An 18520-nucleotide genomic window follows, 5' to 3' on the forward strand; every position below is an offset into this window, starting at 1 on the left:
AATTCACATGAAATGGCGGCTGTGTTTATTTATCAATCGCGTTGTATTCGTACTTTAACAATTCGTCTTTTTCCTACCTGGATTACAAGACTTTCATCAGCATTCAATACCATGGCGGCATCCGCAATTCGCTCACCATTCACTTTAACGGCACCCTGCGTAATCATGCGATTGGACTCTGATGTGCTTTTGGTGAGGTCCAGTTGCTTTAACAGCTGGGCTATTGTCTGCTCTGCGGAACATATAATGTTCTGTTCAACGAGGTCAGTTGGAATTTCGCCTTTTTGGAATCGTTCTATAAATGCCTGGTGGGCATCGTCTGCCTGTACCTTATTATGGAAGCGTTCAATAATTTCCTTCGCCAGCTCGATTTTGATGTCGCGTGGATTGGCTCCCTGCTCTACAGATTTTCTTAGCTGAGCAATGTGAGCCAGCGATTTGAAGCTGAGTAAGTCATAGTAGCGCCACATCAACTCATCGCTAATCGACATAATCTTACCGAACATGCTGTCGGCACTTTCACTGATACCAATATAGTTGTTTAGAGACTTAGACATTTTTCGAACCCCGTCCAGGCCTTCTATTAATGGCGTCATCATAACGACCTGCGGTTCGTGGCCGTAATGCTTCTGTAATTCACGGCCCATCAGCAGGTTGAATTTCTGGTCTGCTCCGCCGAGCTCAATATCCGCTTTCAGCTGCACGGAATCGTAACCCACGATCAAAGGATATAGAAATTCGTGAATGGCAATCGGTTGACCACTGCTGTAACGCTTACTGAAGTCATCTCGTTCGAGCATTCTGGCAACTGTATGCGTGGCAGCGAGGCGAATCAAATCGGCGGCGTCCAGTTTCCCCAGCCAGTCAGAATTGAAGCGGACGATTGTTTTTTCGGGATCCAGTATTTTGAAAACCTGGCTTTGATAGGTTTGCGCGTTCGCCAGGACCTCTTCTTTCGAGAGTGGCATGCGGGTCACATTCTTACCTGTGGGATCACCTATCATCGCCGTAAAGTCACCGATCAGGAAAACAACCTGGTGCCCCTGAATCTGGAACTGGCGCATTTTGTTGATCAAAACCGTATGGCCTAAATGGAGATCAGGGGCGGTTGGATCAAAACCCGCCTTGATAATCAATGGCCTGTCTTTGGTTAATTTTTTCTCAAACTCTTGTTCGGGAAGAACTTCTTCACAACCCCGTTTTAATTCAGCACTTATGGACTCTTGATGTATCATAACGTATAAAACCTGTTTTAATGATTGACCTGACTTCTGACAGCGAGTATCTTAGCTCGGTTATTCTGTTCTCGCTAGAGAATTTATCTAACAGTTCTGTCAGGAATGCTCCGTTGTAAAAGGCGAAACATGGATCTACCAACCAATGTCTCATTAGGTAATTCGAGAAAACCATCAAAACTGCTGGCCTTAATTGCGCTTGTGGTCGCGTTTGCGTTGCCGTTTTTACTTGTCAAGACATTCCCGCACAAGCAAATATCGTATGTAACCAGCATTCCTCAGTCCCTGCAGGATTCGCAGGACACCCAGGATGCCGATGAAAGCAATTCATTATTACCGCCAGAGGATGAAAACGGAGACGACGGCGATGAAGAAAGTCCCGCTGAAGAAACCAGGGTGGAACCCGTCAAACCTGTAGCCAAACCCGCAGAACCTGTTGCCAAAACGGCTGAAAAGCCGGTCAAGGCCGCTGAAACCAAACCGGAAAGCGACTGGAAAATAATCAAAACCCGGAGCAAGGACTCTCTGGCCAGCGTATTTAACCGGGTTGGCCTGGGTCCTCAGGCTTTAAGTGCCGTCATGAAAGACAATCCTCATAACAGCACCCTGTCGCGCCTGAAGCCTAATCAGGAAATACAGCTGCTGATAAAAAACAAATCGTTAGAAAAAATGATTATGCCGTACACCACGACGCAATACATTGTGTTTTACCGGGAAGGCAATCGTTATCGCAGCAAGATTAATACGAGAAAAATGAACAGTTATAATCATTTTTTAACTGCTACCGTGAAAGGCTCTCTCTACACCACCGCCAAGCGTCAGAACATACCCTACAAGCTTATTCGCCAAATGACCGAGATTTTTACCTGGGACATCGATTTTTCGAAGGGCGTGCGACAGGGTGACCATTTCAGTATTGTTTATAAGGCGTTCTATATAGAAGACAAGCTGGTCAACACGGGTGATATTCTAGCGGTTTCCTATACCAGTCATGGTAAAACCTTCCAGGCCGTACGGCATACCGACCGCTCGGGTCGAACGGATTACTACAGCCCTCAAGGGAACAGTCTGAAAAAGGCATTTATCCGTTATCCCCTGCGTTTCAGTCATATCAGCTCTACGTTCAGCCTGTCACGCTATCATCCCATTCTTCATTATCGCCGCATGCATAAGGGTATTGATCTCGCCGCGCGTATCGGCACCCCCATCCAGGCTACCGGTGATGGCCGTATTGAGATTATTGGCCGCCAGAACGCCTATGGCAACATGATAAAAATCGCGCATAACAAAAAATACAGCACCATTTACGGACACATGCTTAAGTTTCAAAAAGGCCTAAGCAAGGGCGATTACGTCAAACGCGGCCAGATTATTGGCTACGTCGGCCAGACTGGTCTGGCATCGGGCCCTCATTGTCATTATGAGTTCCATATTAACGGTTCACCCAAAAATCCAGCGACCATCGACCTGCCACGCGGAGATCCTCTCTACGGCCGCGAATTGGCCAGTTTTAAGGCCAATACTCAGACCTTACTGGCACAACTGCATCTTTATGAGCAAGGCCGTCTGGCCAGCGCCAATAAGCCGCCGCATCGAGCCTGACAAACGGGCCGAGCGCAACAAAGCCTAATACCGTTGTAACACCGTATAAAATACGGAAGTTAAAAAAAACAGGCGAAGTATACTGGCGGAGAAAAAAAATAATAATAAGAGAGGATATTTATGCACGATTTAAGTTATTTCCGCGCTCATCAGCATCTTGCGCCATTCTGGGCTGTTAAGCCGCATCCCGGTATACGAGGGTTTATGAGTCAGGCTGATAGAAGTGATCAAATTGGGGATGTGGAGCAGTTAACAGGTAAGGTTTCCGTACTTATTTCCGATCCGGAACATCCGGGCAGGCAGCTGGTGATCTGGGGGCAAACGATGTCACTGCCAAGGGATAAAAGCTGGCTGGTAATAGACGGCACCAAAATCGTATTGTCGGCTGAAAAACAAGCCTCTCCCACAACGCCTATAGGCGCTCCTTCAAGTTCTCCAGCCTTTTTTGCTCAGACTCCTGCCATGAGACCCAGTCAGCCTGATACAGAACATACTATCAAGGCGCAGCTAGCCCGTTTTGAACAGGAAGTGATAGAAAAATATTTCGGACGAGGCGGGCGTGTTGGATTGACATTTGGGGATCAATTAATGTCAATGTCCACACCCGGTTCAGATGAGTATTTGCTGACATATAAAGCGCAGATGTTGGCAGGCACTGATAGCAATGGGCAAGCGAAGATGTTTCAAAATATTAATGAATCAAAACGTATACGGCTGGATTTTTCCCCTGCGGCAGAAGCCAGTTCAAGTTCAGGGTATATGTATTAATGTGTCAATTCCTGTGACGCCACTCACCCCCGTGTGATGTGGTGTGGCGGGAGAGTCTTCTCCCCCTCAAAAACAACCTGCTCAGACTAAGCCTGAACCTCACGGCGATTTAACCTTATAATATTTGTGCTCTATCAATATTGAATCCCAGGATAGGGTGGACAAGGCAATAGTACCGTTTCCATTTAGTTTTGACATGTAATCATCACCCCACAGGCGGAGGCTAATTGGAAGAGCGGGGATTTATTCTCCAGCGTAGCATTGTGCGCAAATCATGGATGGTTCCCCGCCTGCTCGGGGACGACATGTATTGGCATCGCCTGCAATATTTCTACCTGTCAAAACTAAATGGAAATAGTACCAGATCACATATCGACCGGCGGCAGCATGATTTTGCAGAGGCCTGAAGCGTTCGACGATATCCGACAACTCTCCGTTTCCTGCATTCTTGCCAGTGCAAATGTAGTGGAATGATACGCAAAAATCTATCGCCATATAGTCCAATTGTACGCAATGAAATCAACCTAAACACCCGTAGAAACTACGGTAATAACGGGGCAGCACTTTGTTTATAGTCAGCGACTTTAAACAGACTTCAAGGTATGGATACGGCTATGAAAGCACCCATTATTGATTACATTCAACCCTCTGATTTATCAGACTTTCTGAAAGACAATGCGTCCTTTGAACTGGCCTCCGATGGATACGATATCGCAGCATTTCAACAGGATAACGCGATCATTTGTCACTGGTTTGAGCAGTTGCGGTTATTGTTTGAAGGCTGGCTTACCGAGCGTGGTCAAACTATGGATTTATCGGTGCTTGCCATGACCGGCTCCCGCAGCTTTGGCATGTCGTATACCGAGTCTGATTTGGAATGCGCCATCGTCTCGGATAATTTTGACGATTTTCTGCTGTTTGCAGCATTTTTGAATGACCGCTATGTCAAAACGCATGTATTCGAAGCAAAGAAAACGCAGGCCGGTCTGCCCTTGCTTACAATCAGAAAAAGAAGCTCACATTTTCAGTGCCCGCTGCTGGATACGTTATACCCTGATAACGCATTACCCAAACTGGAAGTAACGTTTCGACATCCTTCTGTGCATCAGACAATCCAGCAGGCAGGCGCCTGTTTTTTTGAAAAACTTCCGGAGGATGCTAAAAAAAACTACGTCTATAACAAGCGTTATATAAGTCAATCGCTAAAAAAAGCACAGGAAAGCTCAGACGCCTCCTCTAGACAATCACTCCTGGAATTAAGAGACAACCTGATGCAGGCCATCATGATCTTCAGACAGGGAGCCTTACAGGAAACCCCCGATTTCAATCAGCATGTTTTAAGACAGGCAATCGAATTACAGGCCGGAAACCAAACCGCTTATGGCGATCAGATACCTGAAACTATCGGCCGTGAGTCGGACATATTGATATCGGGCTATTTATCCAAAAATAACCCGGATAACGAACAGTCGTATTTATTTTCCTTACTAAAACAACGACATCGCATGACACCGGATGACTGGGCGTTGGGGCAGGAATGCTTTGAGCGCGACACACCTTTTTTCAATTTCTTTAAAATGCACCGCGACAGCCTGTCCAGCCAGTTAAAAATAGCAGGACAGTATCTTACTGCCGTGCCAATTATTACCTTTAACCATCGGGGGGAACTGTACGTTTTACTGATGGAAAATCCGGGCCTGTATCGTTCGTCGGACGTCAATGAAACAGAATGGACGGCGCACGGAACCAGAGTGGACTCCAGGGAAGAATCCCTTCTGCAAAACAAGGATTTATGGGATTTGTTCCAACACATCAGCCGTGGCGACTCCGTGCAGACAATCCTGCTTGCGGCAGTCTATCGGCGCGTAACGGGTATGGGTATCAACGTCAACCCCGAACACCTGAAGTCTATACATCCCATCGACAGAAAAACCGCTGGATTTGAAGAAGAAAATCCGTTTTACCAGACGTCATATTTTCATCTGCATCTTGGTGATCGCCAGCCTGAACAGATCATCCATTCCTGCCAGGCACCGTCATCCAGCCGCTACGGAAAATGGACGGAATGCTTCAAGGTGAGCGATCTGGTCAGCGCTGTTAAAGAAACACCGCACAAAACAAAAAAACGCGAAAGCTATCAGCTTGAACATCGCGGTAAGCAACTGACCGTTCGCATCACATCCATGCGTTTTATTCTTGCATTGAGCTGCATGACAGATATTGCCAAAGATGATGACATCCAGAGTCCCTGGGATATCGGCGGGCTGTCTACTTTAGAGCGCTCATTGACGTGGATCAAAAATCGCGAAGATGCACGCGTACAAAACACCCTGTTTTCAGAAAAAACCAATATAGTGAGTTCAGCCCGTATTCATGCCTACGCCAACAAAGCGGGTATGAACGAAGAGAACCTGGCCTTGCTCACGCTAAAACGCGAGCGAATCGTGTTGCATCATGTGCTGGCACAACTCACCATCAAAACACAAATACAGGATAAAGATGAGCTAAAAACATTCAGCGATCGGCTCATGGAGCAATATCAGAAGGCGTTTGCTGATTCCTGCGGGCAATACAACGCACAGTATGAAAACACGCATGCCCAATACTGGCAGATTGCGACACAACATCCTCTAGACCGGGATTTACCACTCGACAACAGCCTGTCTCCGGCTGAGCTTGTGGCCTGGGGGGAGATGCATGCTTTATATGAAAAACTCAGCAAAAACGTATTAAGCGATCGACACAAGGCAATTTACCATTTGACGGAGTCGGATCAGAGCATTGCGGTTGCAATTGCCGCCTGCCAGTGCTGGCATCAGAGCACATCCTCAGCTATCAGTCAGGAAGTGGCACGTTTGATTGATCATGATCTGGCCGATGGCAAACTGAAGGCCCTGGAAAGCTGTGCTCTCGATCAACAATATTTTTTTGGCGTCACCGGCCCGGTAGCCAGCGGTAAATCAGTCAGCGAAGGGTTGGCAAAAATCCTGCTGAAGGGGAGACCGGCTGCCTTTATCAGTTCCGATGAATGGAACGATATACTGGTCGCCTGCCTTGATTTGCAACACTACAGCAAACAACGTGGCCCCCTCTCTCTGGCTGAAGCCTGGTTTATTAAAAACCTGATTTGGGATCTGACCGAGACCATGGCTGCCAGTGGCCGAGGCGTTCACGGTATTCAGGAAGCCATGAATCCGGTTTCGCTGCGTATTCCCCCCTCAGCCATCAGCACCGTATTTATCAACACCGCAAAACCGGATCAAGCCGTAGATCGGGTGAAGGCGCGCGGCGAGCGAACCGGTAGATACGTGTCCGGATCGTCAACATTCAGCTCGTATCGCTGGCCATGGCATCAGATTCTACAGGTACTGAACACGGGCATGAGCAAGCGCTCGAATCTCGATATTCGCATCATTGACACCGACATCAGCCATAGCTTCGGCTCTGATGCGGCCTGTATTGCTACGCTGCGAAACCAGGTTCTCAATATTCTTAATCCTGATGCATTTATCGCCATGGTTAATCGCGGTTACATGATAAACCCTGCGCCACAAAATGCAGGAGATGGATGGTTGATGACCACGCCAGATACCGACCGTTTGCAGACAGAACTGGAAAAATTATTTGATGACCAGTATCAGCTCACCATACAAATCAACGGCCAAAACATAAGCCACGCTGAACTATGTCCGAATTCATTCACCAATAACAATAATAAAGGAGTAAAAACCATGTCTGAATTCACCACCTGGGTACATCGCCTGTCCCTGGAAAATACAGCGTACCTGTCGTATTATGGCCATCAGGATCTGTCTGCTGAGGCACGAAGCGCATTGAGTATCACCGGCCGTGATGAGTTTTATGCGATTCGTCAATCGTTGTACCAATTGGCCATTGTGCTGCAAAAAGACAGTGTTGACGATATGAAAGCCGCACTGTTCCAGTCCAATAATGCCGCCGAAGACGGCTTTGTATTCCCGGCGATTGCTGACACAGCAGGCCTGTCTCAAAACCTGACTGCACTGAGTAAAATCCGTGACGAGGCACGCAGCAAATATGGCAAAGAACATGCAGACGAACTGTTGATCAAAACCTTTCTCCTGCATGATCTCGGAAAAATGAAAGCGTTTATAGCCATATTCAGACTGGCGCCATTAGAGACTGTTTCTGCCGCCAGCGGTGATCTGTATCTGTACCATTGGATGAAATCACACCCTGAACTGCAGGCCTTTTTTAAGGAGTTTGCCAATTGGGTGGATGTGTTTGACGGTCTGGGCTACAACCCACAAAAGCTGTCTGAAGCGGGCTATGTTGGTCTGTTAACCATCATTAATCAGCATCTGGATAAACTGCAGCAGTTAAACCAAAGCAATCCTGATTATCGTGGGAATAACGTGGAAGTGTATAATGCGTATCTGTTTCAAAAAGCAAAAGCGGCACAGTTACCCCTGTCAGATTTTTCGTTTCTGATTGATGAAGCAACGCGCAGAACGCCCTGGTCCAGCCTGCTGGATGAGCAGAAAAACTACCTGGTCATGTTGATTTGGTACTGCCCCCTGATTTTTGTCAAAGAATTAAAGGATGGCGAACGTGTGCTGGTCGATCCGATTCAGGTTCGTGAGCAGTTTATATCCGAATGGCTCAGCGGAAAGCATCAGAAAATCACCGCCGAATTAACGGACTTTATGATTAACAATATGGAGTCGGACGACTTTCTGTTTTTATTCAATATCACGGGATTGATTCATCACACAGCAGCTCAGGGCGGCAGTCATTTTGCAACACCCTTAAGTACCGAAGAGCTGTTCACCCGTCTCTTTCCCTTCGTGCTGGATGTGGTGAAACATAATCGGCATGATGTGCTGGTACAGGCAGCCAGTGAACGCGGTTTGAATAAATTCCAGGCCCTGCAGGCGGTAGAACTGCCGGCGTCCATGTTTTCTCTGCTGCTGCAAGGCACGAAACCAACGTGGCGAGCCATTGACTTCTCAAGCCCCGACTGCAAGGCAAGCTATCAGCGCTATGTGAGCCAGCTTCAATCCACCGCGGACAGCTCCTGTTCATCAAGCAGCAGCTATCCAATGTTTTTCTCCGCGGCTCGTTCAATCCCCGATATGAGCGTCCCTGTCCCTGTTGAAGACGATAAAAGGCCGGCCCTTCTGTAAGTCGCCTTGACAGTCAGATCCTGACCCATAGCCCATATCAGCGATAGCGTTATATGGGCTACAAAATGAAGTCTGGCGAGCTGGCGGGATATTGACCCGCACTGTGTAGAATGTACAATGCCCCTGATATTCAGACAGAATCAGCCAGACAATCCGAGTTTAAAATGCCAGAACCTTCAAAAACACATTACGAAATACTCCAGGTAGAGTGTACAGCTAACCCTGTTGAGATAAGAAAGTCGTATTTATCGCTGGTAAAAAAAGTGCACCCCGATCATAATCCTCATCCTTCTGCTGGCCAGGCATTCGATAAACTGCAACAGGCATACCTGATACTTAAAGATCCCATCGCGCGGAAAGAATATGACAGACAGCTCATGATAGAGAACTCAGACGAGTATTTAGACAATATTATGGATCTGGCCGTCAGCTGCTGCCCTGTATTTTAAGGCTTGCCGGGGTCACAGCCCTCAGGTAAAGAAATACCGGCAGACCAGAACACTGGCTACCACACCGGCAAAGTCTGCCAGCAAACCAGCTGGTATGGCATGGCGGGTGCGTTTGATGCCAACAGCACCGAAATACACCGCCACCACATAAAACGTGGTTTCCGTGCTGCCCATCATGGTGGCAGCAGTTTTTGCAATGAACGAATTGCCGCCGTGTTCGTGAATCAGATCGGCCATAATCCCGATTGACGCGCTACCGGAGAAAGGGCGAATCAAGGCCAGCGGTAACAGCTCAGACGGCATGCCAATGGCGCTGAGCAATGGCGCCAGCAGCGCGCTGAGCAGGTCAAAAAAACCAGAGGCACGCAACATGCCAACGGCCACCATCATGGCAACCAGATAAGGGATGATGTTGACACTGGTTTCAAAGCCTTGTCTGGCACCGGTCACAAACACATCAAACACACTGACTTTTTTTATCAGCGCGTACAATGGGATGCCGGCCACAAACATCAGCAGCAGCCAGTTGGAAAGATGATTGGCAAAATCAATCATATTGTTCAAGCCTCTTGATGCGATACGCGGGAAGTCTGGCCAGCTGCCTTACCGCAATAATAGCCACTGCGGTTGAACAGAGGGTTGCAACAAGCGAGGTCACGATTACACTGCCTGGATTCAGGCTGCCGTTAGCGGCCAGGTAGGCAATGGCGGTCATGGGTATCAATTGTACGCTGGAGGTGTTGATGGCCAGAAACGTGCACATGGCATTGCTGGCCTGGCCTGCATGTTCATTCAGTTTTTCCAGTTCCTTCATGGCCTGCAGACCAAAAGGCGTAGCCGCATTGCTGATCCCAAGCATGTTAGCGGCAATATTCAGCACCATGGCACCCATGGCAGGATGCTCGGTAGGAACGTCTGGAAACAGTGGTTTCATGATGGGTTTCAGAGCACGCGCGAACAGGTTGACCAGGCCAGACTCTGTTGCAATGGCCATAATACCCATCCACAAGGCCATGATACCAGTCAGACCCAGAGCAATTTCAAAGCCAAGTCTGGCCGACTCGGTGACGGCATGTGCCACCTGATCAATACGTCCCTGAACGGCGCCGACAATCACAGACAGAAATATCATCGACAACCAAATAATATTAAGCATTCCTGTACCTCTGAGCCTTCGCAGGTTAGAATTCGCACATCAACCCCATTCAAGGAGCATCATGAACTCGTTTTCCCGACATTATCGGTTCATACGCATGGCCGCCCTGACAGGTTTTCTGCTGACAGGCTCTCATTCATATGCCCAGCCGCAATCGCCCGAAGCAGCCGATAAAGCGATCGACAAACTATATCACAGCCTTGGCAACAACTCGACCACTATGGCGGAGCGACTGGATGAAATCAGTGCAGGCTTTCTCGGTGTACCGTATGTACTCGGGGCTTTGGGTGAAGGGCCGGAAGGACGCTTTGATCGTTCTCCTCTGTACCGAACGGATGGTTTTGACTGCGAAACATTTGTAGACACCGTGCTGGCGCTGGCTTTTGGGCAAAACAGAGCCTCATTTCAACAGTGTATCAAGAACATTCGCTACCATCAGGGCAAGGTTGATTTTCTCACTCGCAATCATTTTATGTCACTGGACTGGGACGGCCATAATCAGCAACAGGGATATATTAAGGATATAACGCAGACATTCCGTAATAAAGACAATCAGCCGGTTGCGCTGATGGCAACGGCTCTGATCAACAAACCGTCCTGGTATCAGCATTTGACCCTCAGCCACATCAAACTGCCAGGCGCCAGCGAAGCCGAGCGAACAGCCGCCCTTGAAAAACTGCAGGCTGAAGGCAGTCAACTGCCTAAAACGGAAGCGCGCATTCCTTATATTCCCTTCACGGCGCTGTTTGATAAAAACGGTCATCCTGACACACGTTTGATTGCTCAGATTCCTGACGCATCTATTGTTGAAATCGTCAGGCCAAACTGGGATCTGGAAAAGAAAATTGGGACGCGGCTGAATGTTTCTCATCTGGGTTTTGCGTTCTGGAAAGGTGAAACGCTGATTTTCCGGCAGGCTTCGTCTCAGCTTGACAAGGTGATTGATATTCCTTTGATCGAATACCTTGAGCAGATTCGCTCAAGCCCGACCATCAAGGGAATTAATGTTCAGGCCATTCTTCCGCAAAAGCCTTTGGGTAAGAACTGCCGGGTGTATTGATATGGGCCACGGCCTGACCGATATTGCGAGCCCGGCTCAGTTTGAAGCCAGCATCTGAAAAAAACGTCATCCCGAACGCGTTCAGGATGACGTACTTCTTTAAGAGCGACAACAGAGCAAATCTGAAGTATAATATGACATATGAATAATAAATTGACCATAGGAACCATGCCGTGCCGACAGAATGGAAAAACCTGCTCACTCAATTGAATAAAGATGCCGACGCGGTCAGCGGCGAGGATGTAGCGGCATTGCTTGCCGATGATCCCTGTATACCACGAGCCGATCTGGATGGGCTGAGCCCGATGCACTATGCCGCCCTGCACGGGTATGACCGCTGCCTGAGATACCTTTTGCGCAGCCATCCAGCCGTGCAAGACATGGTCAATTATCCCAGTGCTGCGGGCATGACGCCCTTGCACCTCGCCACTCTGGGTGGGGACGAAAACACCGTGGCCTTATTGCTGGAGCACGGAGCGGATCCGCGGTTGAAAAACAAACTGGGACAAACGACTCTGCATACGGCCCTGACCTTTCTGCCTGGCGACAAGGTTCGTGACAAGGCAAAAAAGACCGCCATTTTCAACCTGCTTCGCAGCAAGGATACCAGCTTGATACGCGTGACGGACTTAAGTGGCAATACGGTAGCCCACCAGATGGTACTGGATGATTTCGATGAGTTGCTGGCTGAACTGGCGCAATCAGATGCACGCGATCTGTTACTGAAACCGAATTTTTTTGGCCGCACTCCGCTGCACGTGGCCATCATCAACAATCATGCCCCCTGCGTTGCCGTGCTGACACGAATTCCGGCCTGCCTGCTGGTGAGTGACAGCAACAGACGTCTTCCCCTGCATTATGCGGCGCAGAAAGGCAGTTTAATGATGTTCAGGAGCTGCCTGCCTCCAGGGAAAGAGGCTCTGCAAAAGGACGATTACGGTCTTGATGCACGTGCTATCGCTGAGCAAAACAAGCGGGATGACATCGTAGCCTGTCTCGATGAAATCGCACAGGCAAGTTGTTCATGCTGACATTTTATGTTGACACGCCCTGACGTTTTGAAGCTCAGGAAAATGACAATTGACTGAATGTGTGACACGGAGGAATGTGGAATGCTTAGTCGGATTAATCTGGTGTCCAATGAAGGATTAGAGCACGAAATCGACGAGGATTTATTGTCTCGTGTAAACCATCACCTGGAGGGCATGAACCGATTGATCGATCGCTTCAACCAGCTCCCTCCGGGTTCGCCTGCCGCATCGTATTTGCTGGTACGCCTGTACGAGAGACAAAAGCTCGTTGACGACTCCATTCAAACCGAACTTTCTGTGGTATCCGGTTTATATCCGCCCCTGATAAAACAGTACATTGAATCCTTTCATCATCAGTTCATACCCAGTCTGCAACAGGAGTTTGAGACGCGCGGTGTATTGTCGTTTACCGAGCCTGCGGTAAATCAATGGGATATTGTCACCAATAAACGCGCGGGGAAATTGCCCGAGGCTCATCAGTTTCGACGTGGATCTGAAATCGCCCGTATTCTGGCCGGCATCAACCGAAGCACGCTCTCGAAGCCTTCCATGGAGAATTATTGGCAACTCATGAAAGCGAAGCGGGAAATTGGTTTGCTGTTGACCGGGAGTAAGGCCTTGAGTAAGAGCGAGGAAATGCCGCTTGAAAACCTGATTTTAAAGGTTAACAAAACGATAGAAATGGTGTTATTGAAAAATCCACAGCTGCAGTCCCGCCTCACTCCGGAACCATCGCTCGCGTCAATGGTGATTGAAAACTTCCCTCTGGACAGGCTTGCTGAGATGATAGCACCTCTGGTGATGCCGCGTTCGTCAAGCTCGTCCAGTACGGATGACAACGATCCCTTAACAGACTATTGGGGCAGCATCGGTTATAACGTGCAATACCTCGGTGGCGGCAATGCACATAACATATTGTTGACCGATCCCATAACCGCGGAGCAACGCGTGTTGAAAATCTCCCCTCGATTAGGCAATGCGACACGTTGTGTCGATCGTCTGCGCTATACCGAGGCCAGCGATCATCTGGCAACTTTATATAGTAGCCGATCTGGCCTGCAGACTGAGGATGGAAGATTGTGGACAATGGAAATAACCGAATATTGTGCTCAGGGTGATTTGCTGGCCCACAGCAGACACCAGGTCAACCCACAGGAGCGTTTGCGCAGCGCGGCCGATATGTTTACGCAAATGTCGACTGCGCTGCTCCGGGTGACGCGTAACAATGCCTTGTTTGTCGATATGAAACCGGGTAATTTTTTGATTAATGCGGCGGGTCGTCTGGTGATAGCAGACACAAAATCGTTTCTGGACACGCCAGGCAAAACCTTCAGTCAGGCCCAACTGCATAGCGATCAGAGCGCTTTGATTACGGCAGGTTTCAGCCCGCCGGAGCTGGCACGAAGAAGGGATTCGTCCCACACCGACAAGCACCACGCGTATCTGATGGGGTTGAATCTGTATCTGTACCTGACACAAAAACCTTATGAAGCAATTATTGACGGCCTGAATGTAAATCCAGATGCGATTCGTTTTGATGATCCTGTGTTCGCCTCGAAGGAAGGGCAGGAATATCAACGCTTGATTGAGGGCCTGTTGCAGCCCGATCCCTCTCAGCGTCTGGGCTTGCTGGAAGCCCAATCTCACTTGCTGCAGATTAGACAGCTTCCTGCGATTACGCCATCGCCTTCATTCGCGGCCTCGTCCAGTGTACCCAGCCTGGCTCCTCCCCCGGACGATGCGACGCCACATCATACGCCGGCAAAGCATGAAGAATACCGATGGCTTATCGTGTTTATACGTGTTTTGCATGAAAATTTTGCCAAAATGGGCACGGCAGGCAGGTGCCCGAAAAACATTGAAAAAATGTTAAACAGCCGATCCTTAGGAGAAATAGGCGCGATAGCCTATAGCCAGAGCAGCAGAAAGAAACCCTTGAGACGCGATGAGAAAATACACGAGTTATATGGCGTGTTATCCCAATTCGCACGCCCCGGCGCCGATCCACGCACGATTTTAGAAGAAGTCAGCAACCTGATTAAGCCCGAAGCACCAGCCATACGTATGAGGCCAAACTAATGCCTTGTCAATTGGCTCAAATAATACAATAGGTGCCAATCGCTATCGTGCGGTTGTGTGGCAGTTTGTAGAATTCGATATTCAGATTGGCTGAATAGTTACGCATCAGGAAAACAAACAGTTTTTCCTGCCAGTAGAAGGTCAGTGTTTTTTTGGTTTTTGATGCCATGATGTTGGGTATTTCTACCAGATAGGTGGCTCGGTCCAGCTGCAGTTCAAAGGGCAGCAGCTGTTTTTCATTTAAAACACCCAGGGCCTTCGGAATCGCGATGGTGTCCATAAAACCATAATGCAGAGTCAATTGACAAATCCTGTGATCCAGCGTTTGCAGCTCAAATCGATTTTTCAGATGAACGTGCGGGATGTTTTCAACCACGTAATTTACAATCAGGATATTTTCTGGAACCGCCATGCTCAGTTTGAGGAAATGCAGAAAGCTACCGCCGCTGCGATCGTAGGTGTCTGTGATAAAAATGGCCGTCAACCCATGCAGCTGATTCAGTGACTTATAATGCAGCTGCTTGATAATCTTGAAAATACTTTCCTGCTTCATGTAAAAATTGGTCTTTAAATAATGCAGGCCTGAATTCCAGGTATGCATAACCGTCGCCACCAGCAACGCAAAACCGGTAGGAACCCAGCCACCGGTGAGGAACTTATGTGAGTTAGCGCCGAGAAAAGCCAAATCCACCAGAATAAACCCACTGAAAACCAGAATGCTGCGCGGTAATGACCAGTTCCAGACCTTGATGGAGGCATAGGACACCAGAATCGTAACCATCAACATCGTCAGATTCACAGCAATACCATAGGCATGCGCGAGGCCGGCGGAGTTTTCAAACACATAGACCAGCATCAGCGTTCCTATCAACAGCAGCACGTTCATCTGGGGTATGTAAATCTGGCCGGCATGTGCCTTAGACGTCTGGATGATCGGAATTTTAGGATAGAGCCCTAACAAAATAGCCTGTTTGGTCAAGGAGAAAGTGGCTGAAATAACAGCCTGTGACGCAATGACGGTGGCCAGGGTTGAGATTACCAGCAGGGGAATAAAAAACCAGTCTGGTGCGAGAGCATAAAATGGGTTTGCAATCGCCTCGGGATGCTGCATGAGATTAGCTCCCTGTCCGAGGTAATTCAGAATCAGACAGGGAAAGGCCACAAAGAACCAGCTTATGCGAATAGCGTCTTTACCAAAAGCCCCCATGTCCGCATACAGCGCCTCGCCACCGGTAACAACCAGAAACACCCCACCCAGCAGAAAAAATCCCTTCATGCCGTTATCATACAAAAACTCAAAGGCATAATAGGGGTGAAAGGCCTTCAGTACGTAGGGGTATTGGATAACCTGAACCACGCCAAGAATGGCAATGGTTATGAACCAGACAAACAAAATGGGGCCAAAGGCATTACCAATTTTCCCCGTTCCCCAGGATTGAAAGGCAAAAACCAAAAAAAGAATAATGCACGAGAGCACCTGAACCATATCCTCAAAACGCGATGAGATCATTTCCAGGCCTTCGATGGCGCTGATCACCGATATCGCGGGTGTCAGCATCGCATCTCCCAGCAACAGACCGGCGCCAAAAATGGCAATAAGATAAAACAAACCAGCCCGTTTCGTGTTTTTTTGCTTTATCAGCGCCAGCAGAGCCAGAATACCGCCTTCCCCATCGTTATCAGCACGAAATACCAGCACCAGATATTTCAATGAAATCACGATGATCAAAGACCAGACAATAAGCGACAGAACACCGAGAATATCCAGTGAGGACAGCGAAAGGCCACTCAGGGTTTCGCGCATGGCATACAATGGGCTGGTACCAATATCACCAAACACCACCCCCAGCGAGCCCACCACCAGACCCAGTGAGACTTTTTTGTTATGCATCAGATTTTTGTTTCTGCTTTATTCAGGACATCATCAGAATATAAACCAAACCAGGATTTAAAGCGAAGAAATGTTATGATTGCGAATTACACGTAGATCCTTGATAATAAAAAGTCTATCAGCGAGAGGAGCGGACATGACAAGCAGACGATTTGCGAAGCATCTGGCAGGTGTCAGCCTCTTATCGCTTATTTTATCGGGTTGTTTCCATCCTCCGTTTAATAACTTCAAGCCCTATAACAGGGCACCCAAAGACGCGGTCATTGGCGCAGGAGTTGGTACTGTGATTGGAGCGGCAGCTGGTACGCCCCTGATAGGGACAGGAGTGGGCGCCGTCGCCTTTACCGCCCGGGGACTGTACAAGGACAGCAGAGCCAACGTGTTGCGCGAACTGAAACGGGCGACCATACAATACGTTAATTATGGCGATACACATACCCTGATCGTGCCCACTGATCGCTTTTATGTATTTAATTCATCCCGGCTGAACGAAGCCTGTTACCCAGGCCTGGTACTCATTGCTAAATTACTGCGGTTCTATCCCAACAGCACGATATACGTGGCAGGATTTACAGACAATATCGGCACCAGATACCATAAAAACAAACTGTCCCAGGCGCGTGCGGAAACCATGCTGACCTTCCTGTGGGCCAACGGCATCCAGGCACAGCGGTTAAGTGCTGAGGGCTATGGTGACAAACACGATGTTTCGGATAACAGTATCGTGCATGGAAGCGCTCAAAACAGGCGCATTGAAATCCAGTGGTTTAATAACCCGGCGCCTCAGGCTTCCCGCGCCATGCCTTATTCTGGTGCGACCAAATAAGCGGATTGACCATGAACTCACGATTTTTAGGTGGTATTCTCCTCATCGTAGGAACGTCTGTTGGGGGAGGCATGCTTGCTCTTCCTGTCGCTAATGTTGCCGCAGGATTCTGGTTGTCTTCACTGATGCTGATTCTTTGCTGGGGCATCATGACCCTCGGCGCTCTGTTTATTCTGGAAGCCAGTCTTTATCTGCCACGGGGCACTCATATGGTTTCCATGGCGGCAGCGACGCTGGGGAATCCAGGCCTTGTTCTGGCCTGGGGCAGTTATCTTTTTCTGCTGTATACCTTGTTATCGGCCTATATTTCCGGCGGCGCAGACGTGCTGGGCAGTCTGGTGGTCACAAGCGGCCTGTCCCTGACAGGCTGGCAGGCCAGCACGCTGTTCACTCTGATATTTGGCCTGATTGTGTATGGCGGTATTCGCCGGGTTGACCTGCTCAATCGTGTGCTGATGTTTGGCAAGCTGGCAGCTTTTGGCCTGCTGACACTGATGATAGCGCCACATGTCAATCTCCATGGTCTGAGTGGCGGCAGCGCACGCTTCATTACAGGCAGCGTCATGATTTTGATTACGTCCTTTGGTTTCGCCATCATCGTGCCCAATCTGCGGGATTACTTCAATGACGATCTGAAAACCCTGAAAAAAGTTGTGCTCATCGGCTCGCTGATCCCACTGCTATGTTATCTGGCCTGGGACGCGGTTATCATTGGCAGCCTGCCCACGGAGGAATTGACCCGGCTGATGAGCAGTGATCACAGCACCAGTGAACTGGCCGCGATTTTGTCAGATACCGTCAACAGCAGCCTGATTAGTTCCAGTTTCAATTTTTTTACATCAATCTGCATGTTAACCGCATTTCTCGGGGTTTCTCTGTGCCTGATAAGCTTTCTGGCCGATGGCTTGCGGGTGGAGCAACGCGGCTGGGTGGGACTGGCTTTGTTCCTGCTGACGTTTCTGCCGCCCCTGCTGATTGTAATCTATTATCCCGGGGCTTATCTGCAGGCATTAAATTACGCAGGAATATTCTGTGTGATTTTGTTATTGCTTCTGCCTGCCTTGATGACTTTATACGGGCGTCGAAAGTATAAGACAGATTTTCGGGTGCCGGGTGGACAATTGACCCAATGGCTTGTTATTGTGTGCTCTACCGGTTTGCTCATTCATTCCGGATGGCAATTATTCTACACGGTATCTTGACAGCAATTCCCTTGATACGATACCATAATTGAATTATATTTAACCAAAGAGCTTTA

Annotated in this window: 13 protein-coding genes; 9 read left to right on the top strand and 4 right to left on the bottom strand. The window is 48.7% G+C overall.

The genetic code is table 11. The features are described from left to right. Positions 1-32 precede the first annotated feature (32 nt). Positions 33-1235 (bottom strand): tyrosine--tRNA ligase, encoded by a 1203-nt coding sequence (gene tyrS / locus ACQUTA_RS08770; protein WP_444987863.1) that lies wholly within the window; start codon positions 1233-1235, stop codon positions 33-35. 129 nt (positions 1236-1364) lie between these two features. Between tyrS and ACQUTA_RS08775 the strand changes: the two genes are divergently transcribed. The 4 genes from ACQUTA_RS08775 (at position 1365) to ACQUTA_RS08790 (ending at position 9219) form a co-directional block, all read left to right on the top strand. Next, a complete protein-coding gene (locus ACQUTA_RS08775) occupies positions 1365-2837 on the top strand; it encodes a peptidoglycan DD-metalloendopeptidase family protein (RefSeq protein ID WP_444987864.1) in 1473 nt (490 codons plus the stop codon). A gap of 120 nt (positions 2838-2957) precedes the next feature. Then, the gene (locus ACQUTA_RS08780) at positions 2958-3605 is read left to right on the top strand and encodes a hypothetical protein (RefSeq protein ID WP_444987865.1); all 648 of its coding nucleotides are present in this window, start codon (positions 2958-2960) and stop codon (positions 3603-3605) included. Between the two features lie 614 nt (positions 3606-4219). Continuing rightward, positions 4220-8770, top strand: a complete 4551-nt coding sequence (locus tag ACQUTA_RS08785) for a P-loop nucleotide/nucleoside kinase family protein (RefSeq protein WP_444987866.1) — start codon at positions 4220-4222, stop codon at positions 8768-8770. Between the two features lie 110 nt (positions 8771-8880). After that, positions 8881-9219: a J domain-containing protein gene (locus tag ACQUTA_RS08790; protein WP_444987867.1), complete on the top strand. Its 339-nt coding sequence runs from the start codon at positions 8881-8883 to the stop codon at positions 9217-9219. A 21-nt stretch (positions 9220-9240) separates the two neighbouring features. Here the strand turns inward: ACQUTA_RS08790 and ACQUTA_RS08795 are convergent, their stop codons facing one another. Beyond that, positions 9241-9774 (bottom strand): spore maturation protein, encoded by a 534-nt coding sequence (locus ACQUTA_RS08795; RefSeq protein ID WP_444987868.1) that lies wholly within the window; start codon positions 9772-9774, stop codon positions 9241-9243. Then, positions 9767-10375: a nucleoside recognition domain-containing protein gene (locus ACQUTA_RS08800; RefSeq protein WP_444987869.1), complete on the bottom strand. Its 609-nt coding sequence runs from the start codon at positions 10373-10375 to the stop codon at positions 9767-9769. Before ACQUTA_RS08800 ends, ACQUTA_RS08795 begins: the two co-directional genes overlap by 8 nt. Before the next feature lie 61 nt (positions 10376-10436). Here ACQUTA_RS08800 and ACQUTA_RS08805 point away from each other — a divergent pair, with 61 nt between their 5' ends. The 3 genes from ACQUTA_RS08805 (at position 10437) to ACQUTA_RS08815 (ending at position 14545) form a co-directional block, all read left to right on the top strand. Beyond that, positions 10437-11435: an N-acetylmuramoyl-L-alanine amidase-like domain-containing protein gene (locus ACQUTA_RS08805; RefSeq protein ID WP_444987870.1), complete on the top strand. Its 999-nt coding sequence runs from the start codon at positions 10437-10439 to the stop codon at positions 11433-11435. A gap of 173 nt (positions 11436-11608) precedes the next feature. Next, the gene (locus tag ACQUTA_RS08810; RefSeq protein WP_444987871.1) at positions 11609-12466 is read left to right on the top strand and encodes an ankyrin repeat domain-containing protein; all 858 of its coding nucleotides are present in this window, start codon (positions 11609-11611) and stop codon (positions 12464-12466) included. Between the two features lie 81 nt (positions 12467-12547). Beyond that, on the top strand, positions 12548-14545 hold the full coding sequence (locus tag ACQUTA_RS08815) for a protein kinase domain-containing protein (protein ID WP_444987872.1): 1998 nt from the start codon (positions 12548-12550) through the stop codon (positions 14543-14545). A 16-nt stretch (positions 14546-14561) separates the two neighbouring features. Here the strand turns inward: ACQUTA_RS08815 and ACQUTA_RS08820 are convergent, their stop codons facing one another. Beyond that, positions 14562-16436 (bottom strand): potassium transporter Kup, encoded by a 1875-nt coding sequence (locus ACQUTA_RS08820; protein WP_444987873.1) that lies wholly within the window; start codon positions 16434-16436, stop codon positions 14562-14564. Positions 16437-16572: 136 nt separating this feature from the next. Here ACQUTA_RS08820 and cmpA point away from each other — a divergent pair, with 136 nt between their 5' ends. Both cmpA and ACQUTA_RS08830 read left to right on the top strand, forming a co-directional pair. Then, positions 16573-17262 (top strand): C-OmpA-like family protein CmpA, encoded by a 690-nt coding sequence (cmpA, locus tag ACQUTA_RS08825; RefSeq protein ID WP_444987874.1) that lies wholly within the window; start codon positions 16573-16575, stop codon positions 17260-17262. 11 nt (positions 17263-17273) lie between these two features. Then, positions 17274-18464, top strand: coding sequence for an amino acid permease (locus ACQUTA_RS08830; protein WP_444987875.1), 1191 nt, complete (start codon positions 17274-17276; stop codon positions 18462-18464). Positions 18465-18520: the final 56 nt, after the last annotated feature.

It is taken from the genome of Legionella navarrensis, from assembly GCF_052527415.1.

What these genes read in the sequence shown, in the direction of transcription:
- cmpA (WP_444987874.1), top strand. Translation starts at nt 16,573, where the DNA reads ATGACAAGCAGACGATTTGCGAAGCATCTGGCAGGTGTCAGCCTCTTA.
- ACQUTA_RS08815 (WP_444987872.1), top strand. Translation starts at nt 12,548, where the DNA reads ATGCTTAGTCGGATTAATCTGGTGTCCAATGAAGGATTAGAGCACGAA.
- ACQUTA_RS08775 (WP_444987864.1), top strand. Translation starts at nt 1,365, where the DNA reads ATGGATCTACCAACCAATGTCTCATTAGGTAATTCGAGAAAACCATCA.
- ACQUTA_RS08830 (WP_444987875.1), top strand. Translation starts at nt 17,274, where the DNA reads ATGAACTCACGATTTTTAGGTGGTATTCTCCTCATCGTAGGAACGTCT.
- tyrS (WP_444987863.1), bottom strand. Translation starts at nt 1,235, where the DNA reads ATGATACATCAAGAGTCCATAAGTGCTGAATTAAAACGGGGTTGTGAA.
- ACQUTA_RS08780 (WP_444987865.1), top strand. Translation starts at nt 2,958, where the DNA reads ATGCACGATTTAAGTTATTTCCGCGCTCATCAGCATCTTGCGCCATTC.
- ACQUTA_RS08795 (WP_444987868.1), bottom strand. Translation starts at nt 9,774, where the DNA reads ATGATTGATTTTGCCAATCATCTTTCCAACTGGCTGCTGCTGATGTTT.
- ACQUTA_RS08800 (WP_444987869.1), bottom strand. Translation starts at nt 10,375, where the DNA reads ATGCTTAATATTATTTGGTTGTCGATGATATTTCTGTCTGTGATTGTC.
- ACQUTA_RS08785 (WP_444987866.1), top strand. Translation starts at nt 4,220, where the DNA reads ATGAAAGCACCCATTATTGATTACATTCAACCCTCTGATTTATCAGAC.
- ACQUTA_RS08820 (WP_444987873.1), bottom strand. Translation starts at nt 16,436, where the DNA reads ATGCATAACAAAAAAGTCTCACTGGGTCTGGTGGTGGGCTCGCTGGGG.
- ACQUTA_RS08805 (WP_444987870.1), top strand. Translation starts at nt 10,437, where the DNA reads ATGAACTCGTTTTCCCGACATTATCGGTTCATACGCATGGCCGCCCTG.
- ACQUTA_RS08790 (WP_444987867.1), top strand. Translation starts at nt 8,881, where the DNA reads ATGTACAATGCCCCTGATATTCAGACAGAATCAGCCAGACAATCCGAG.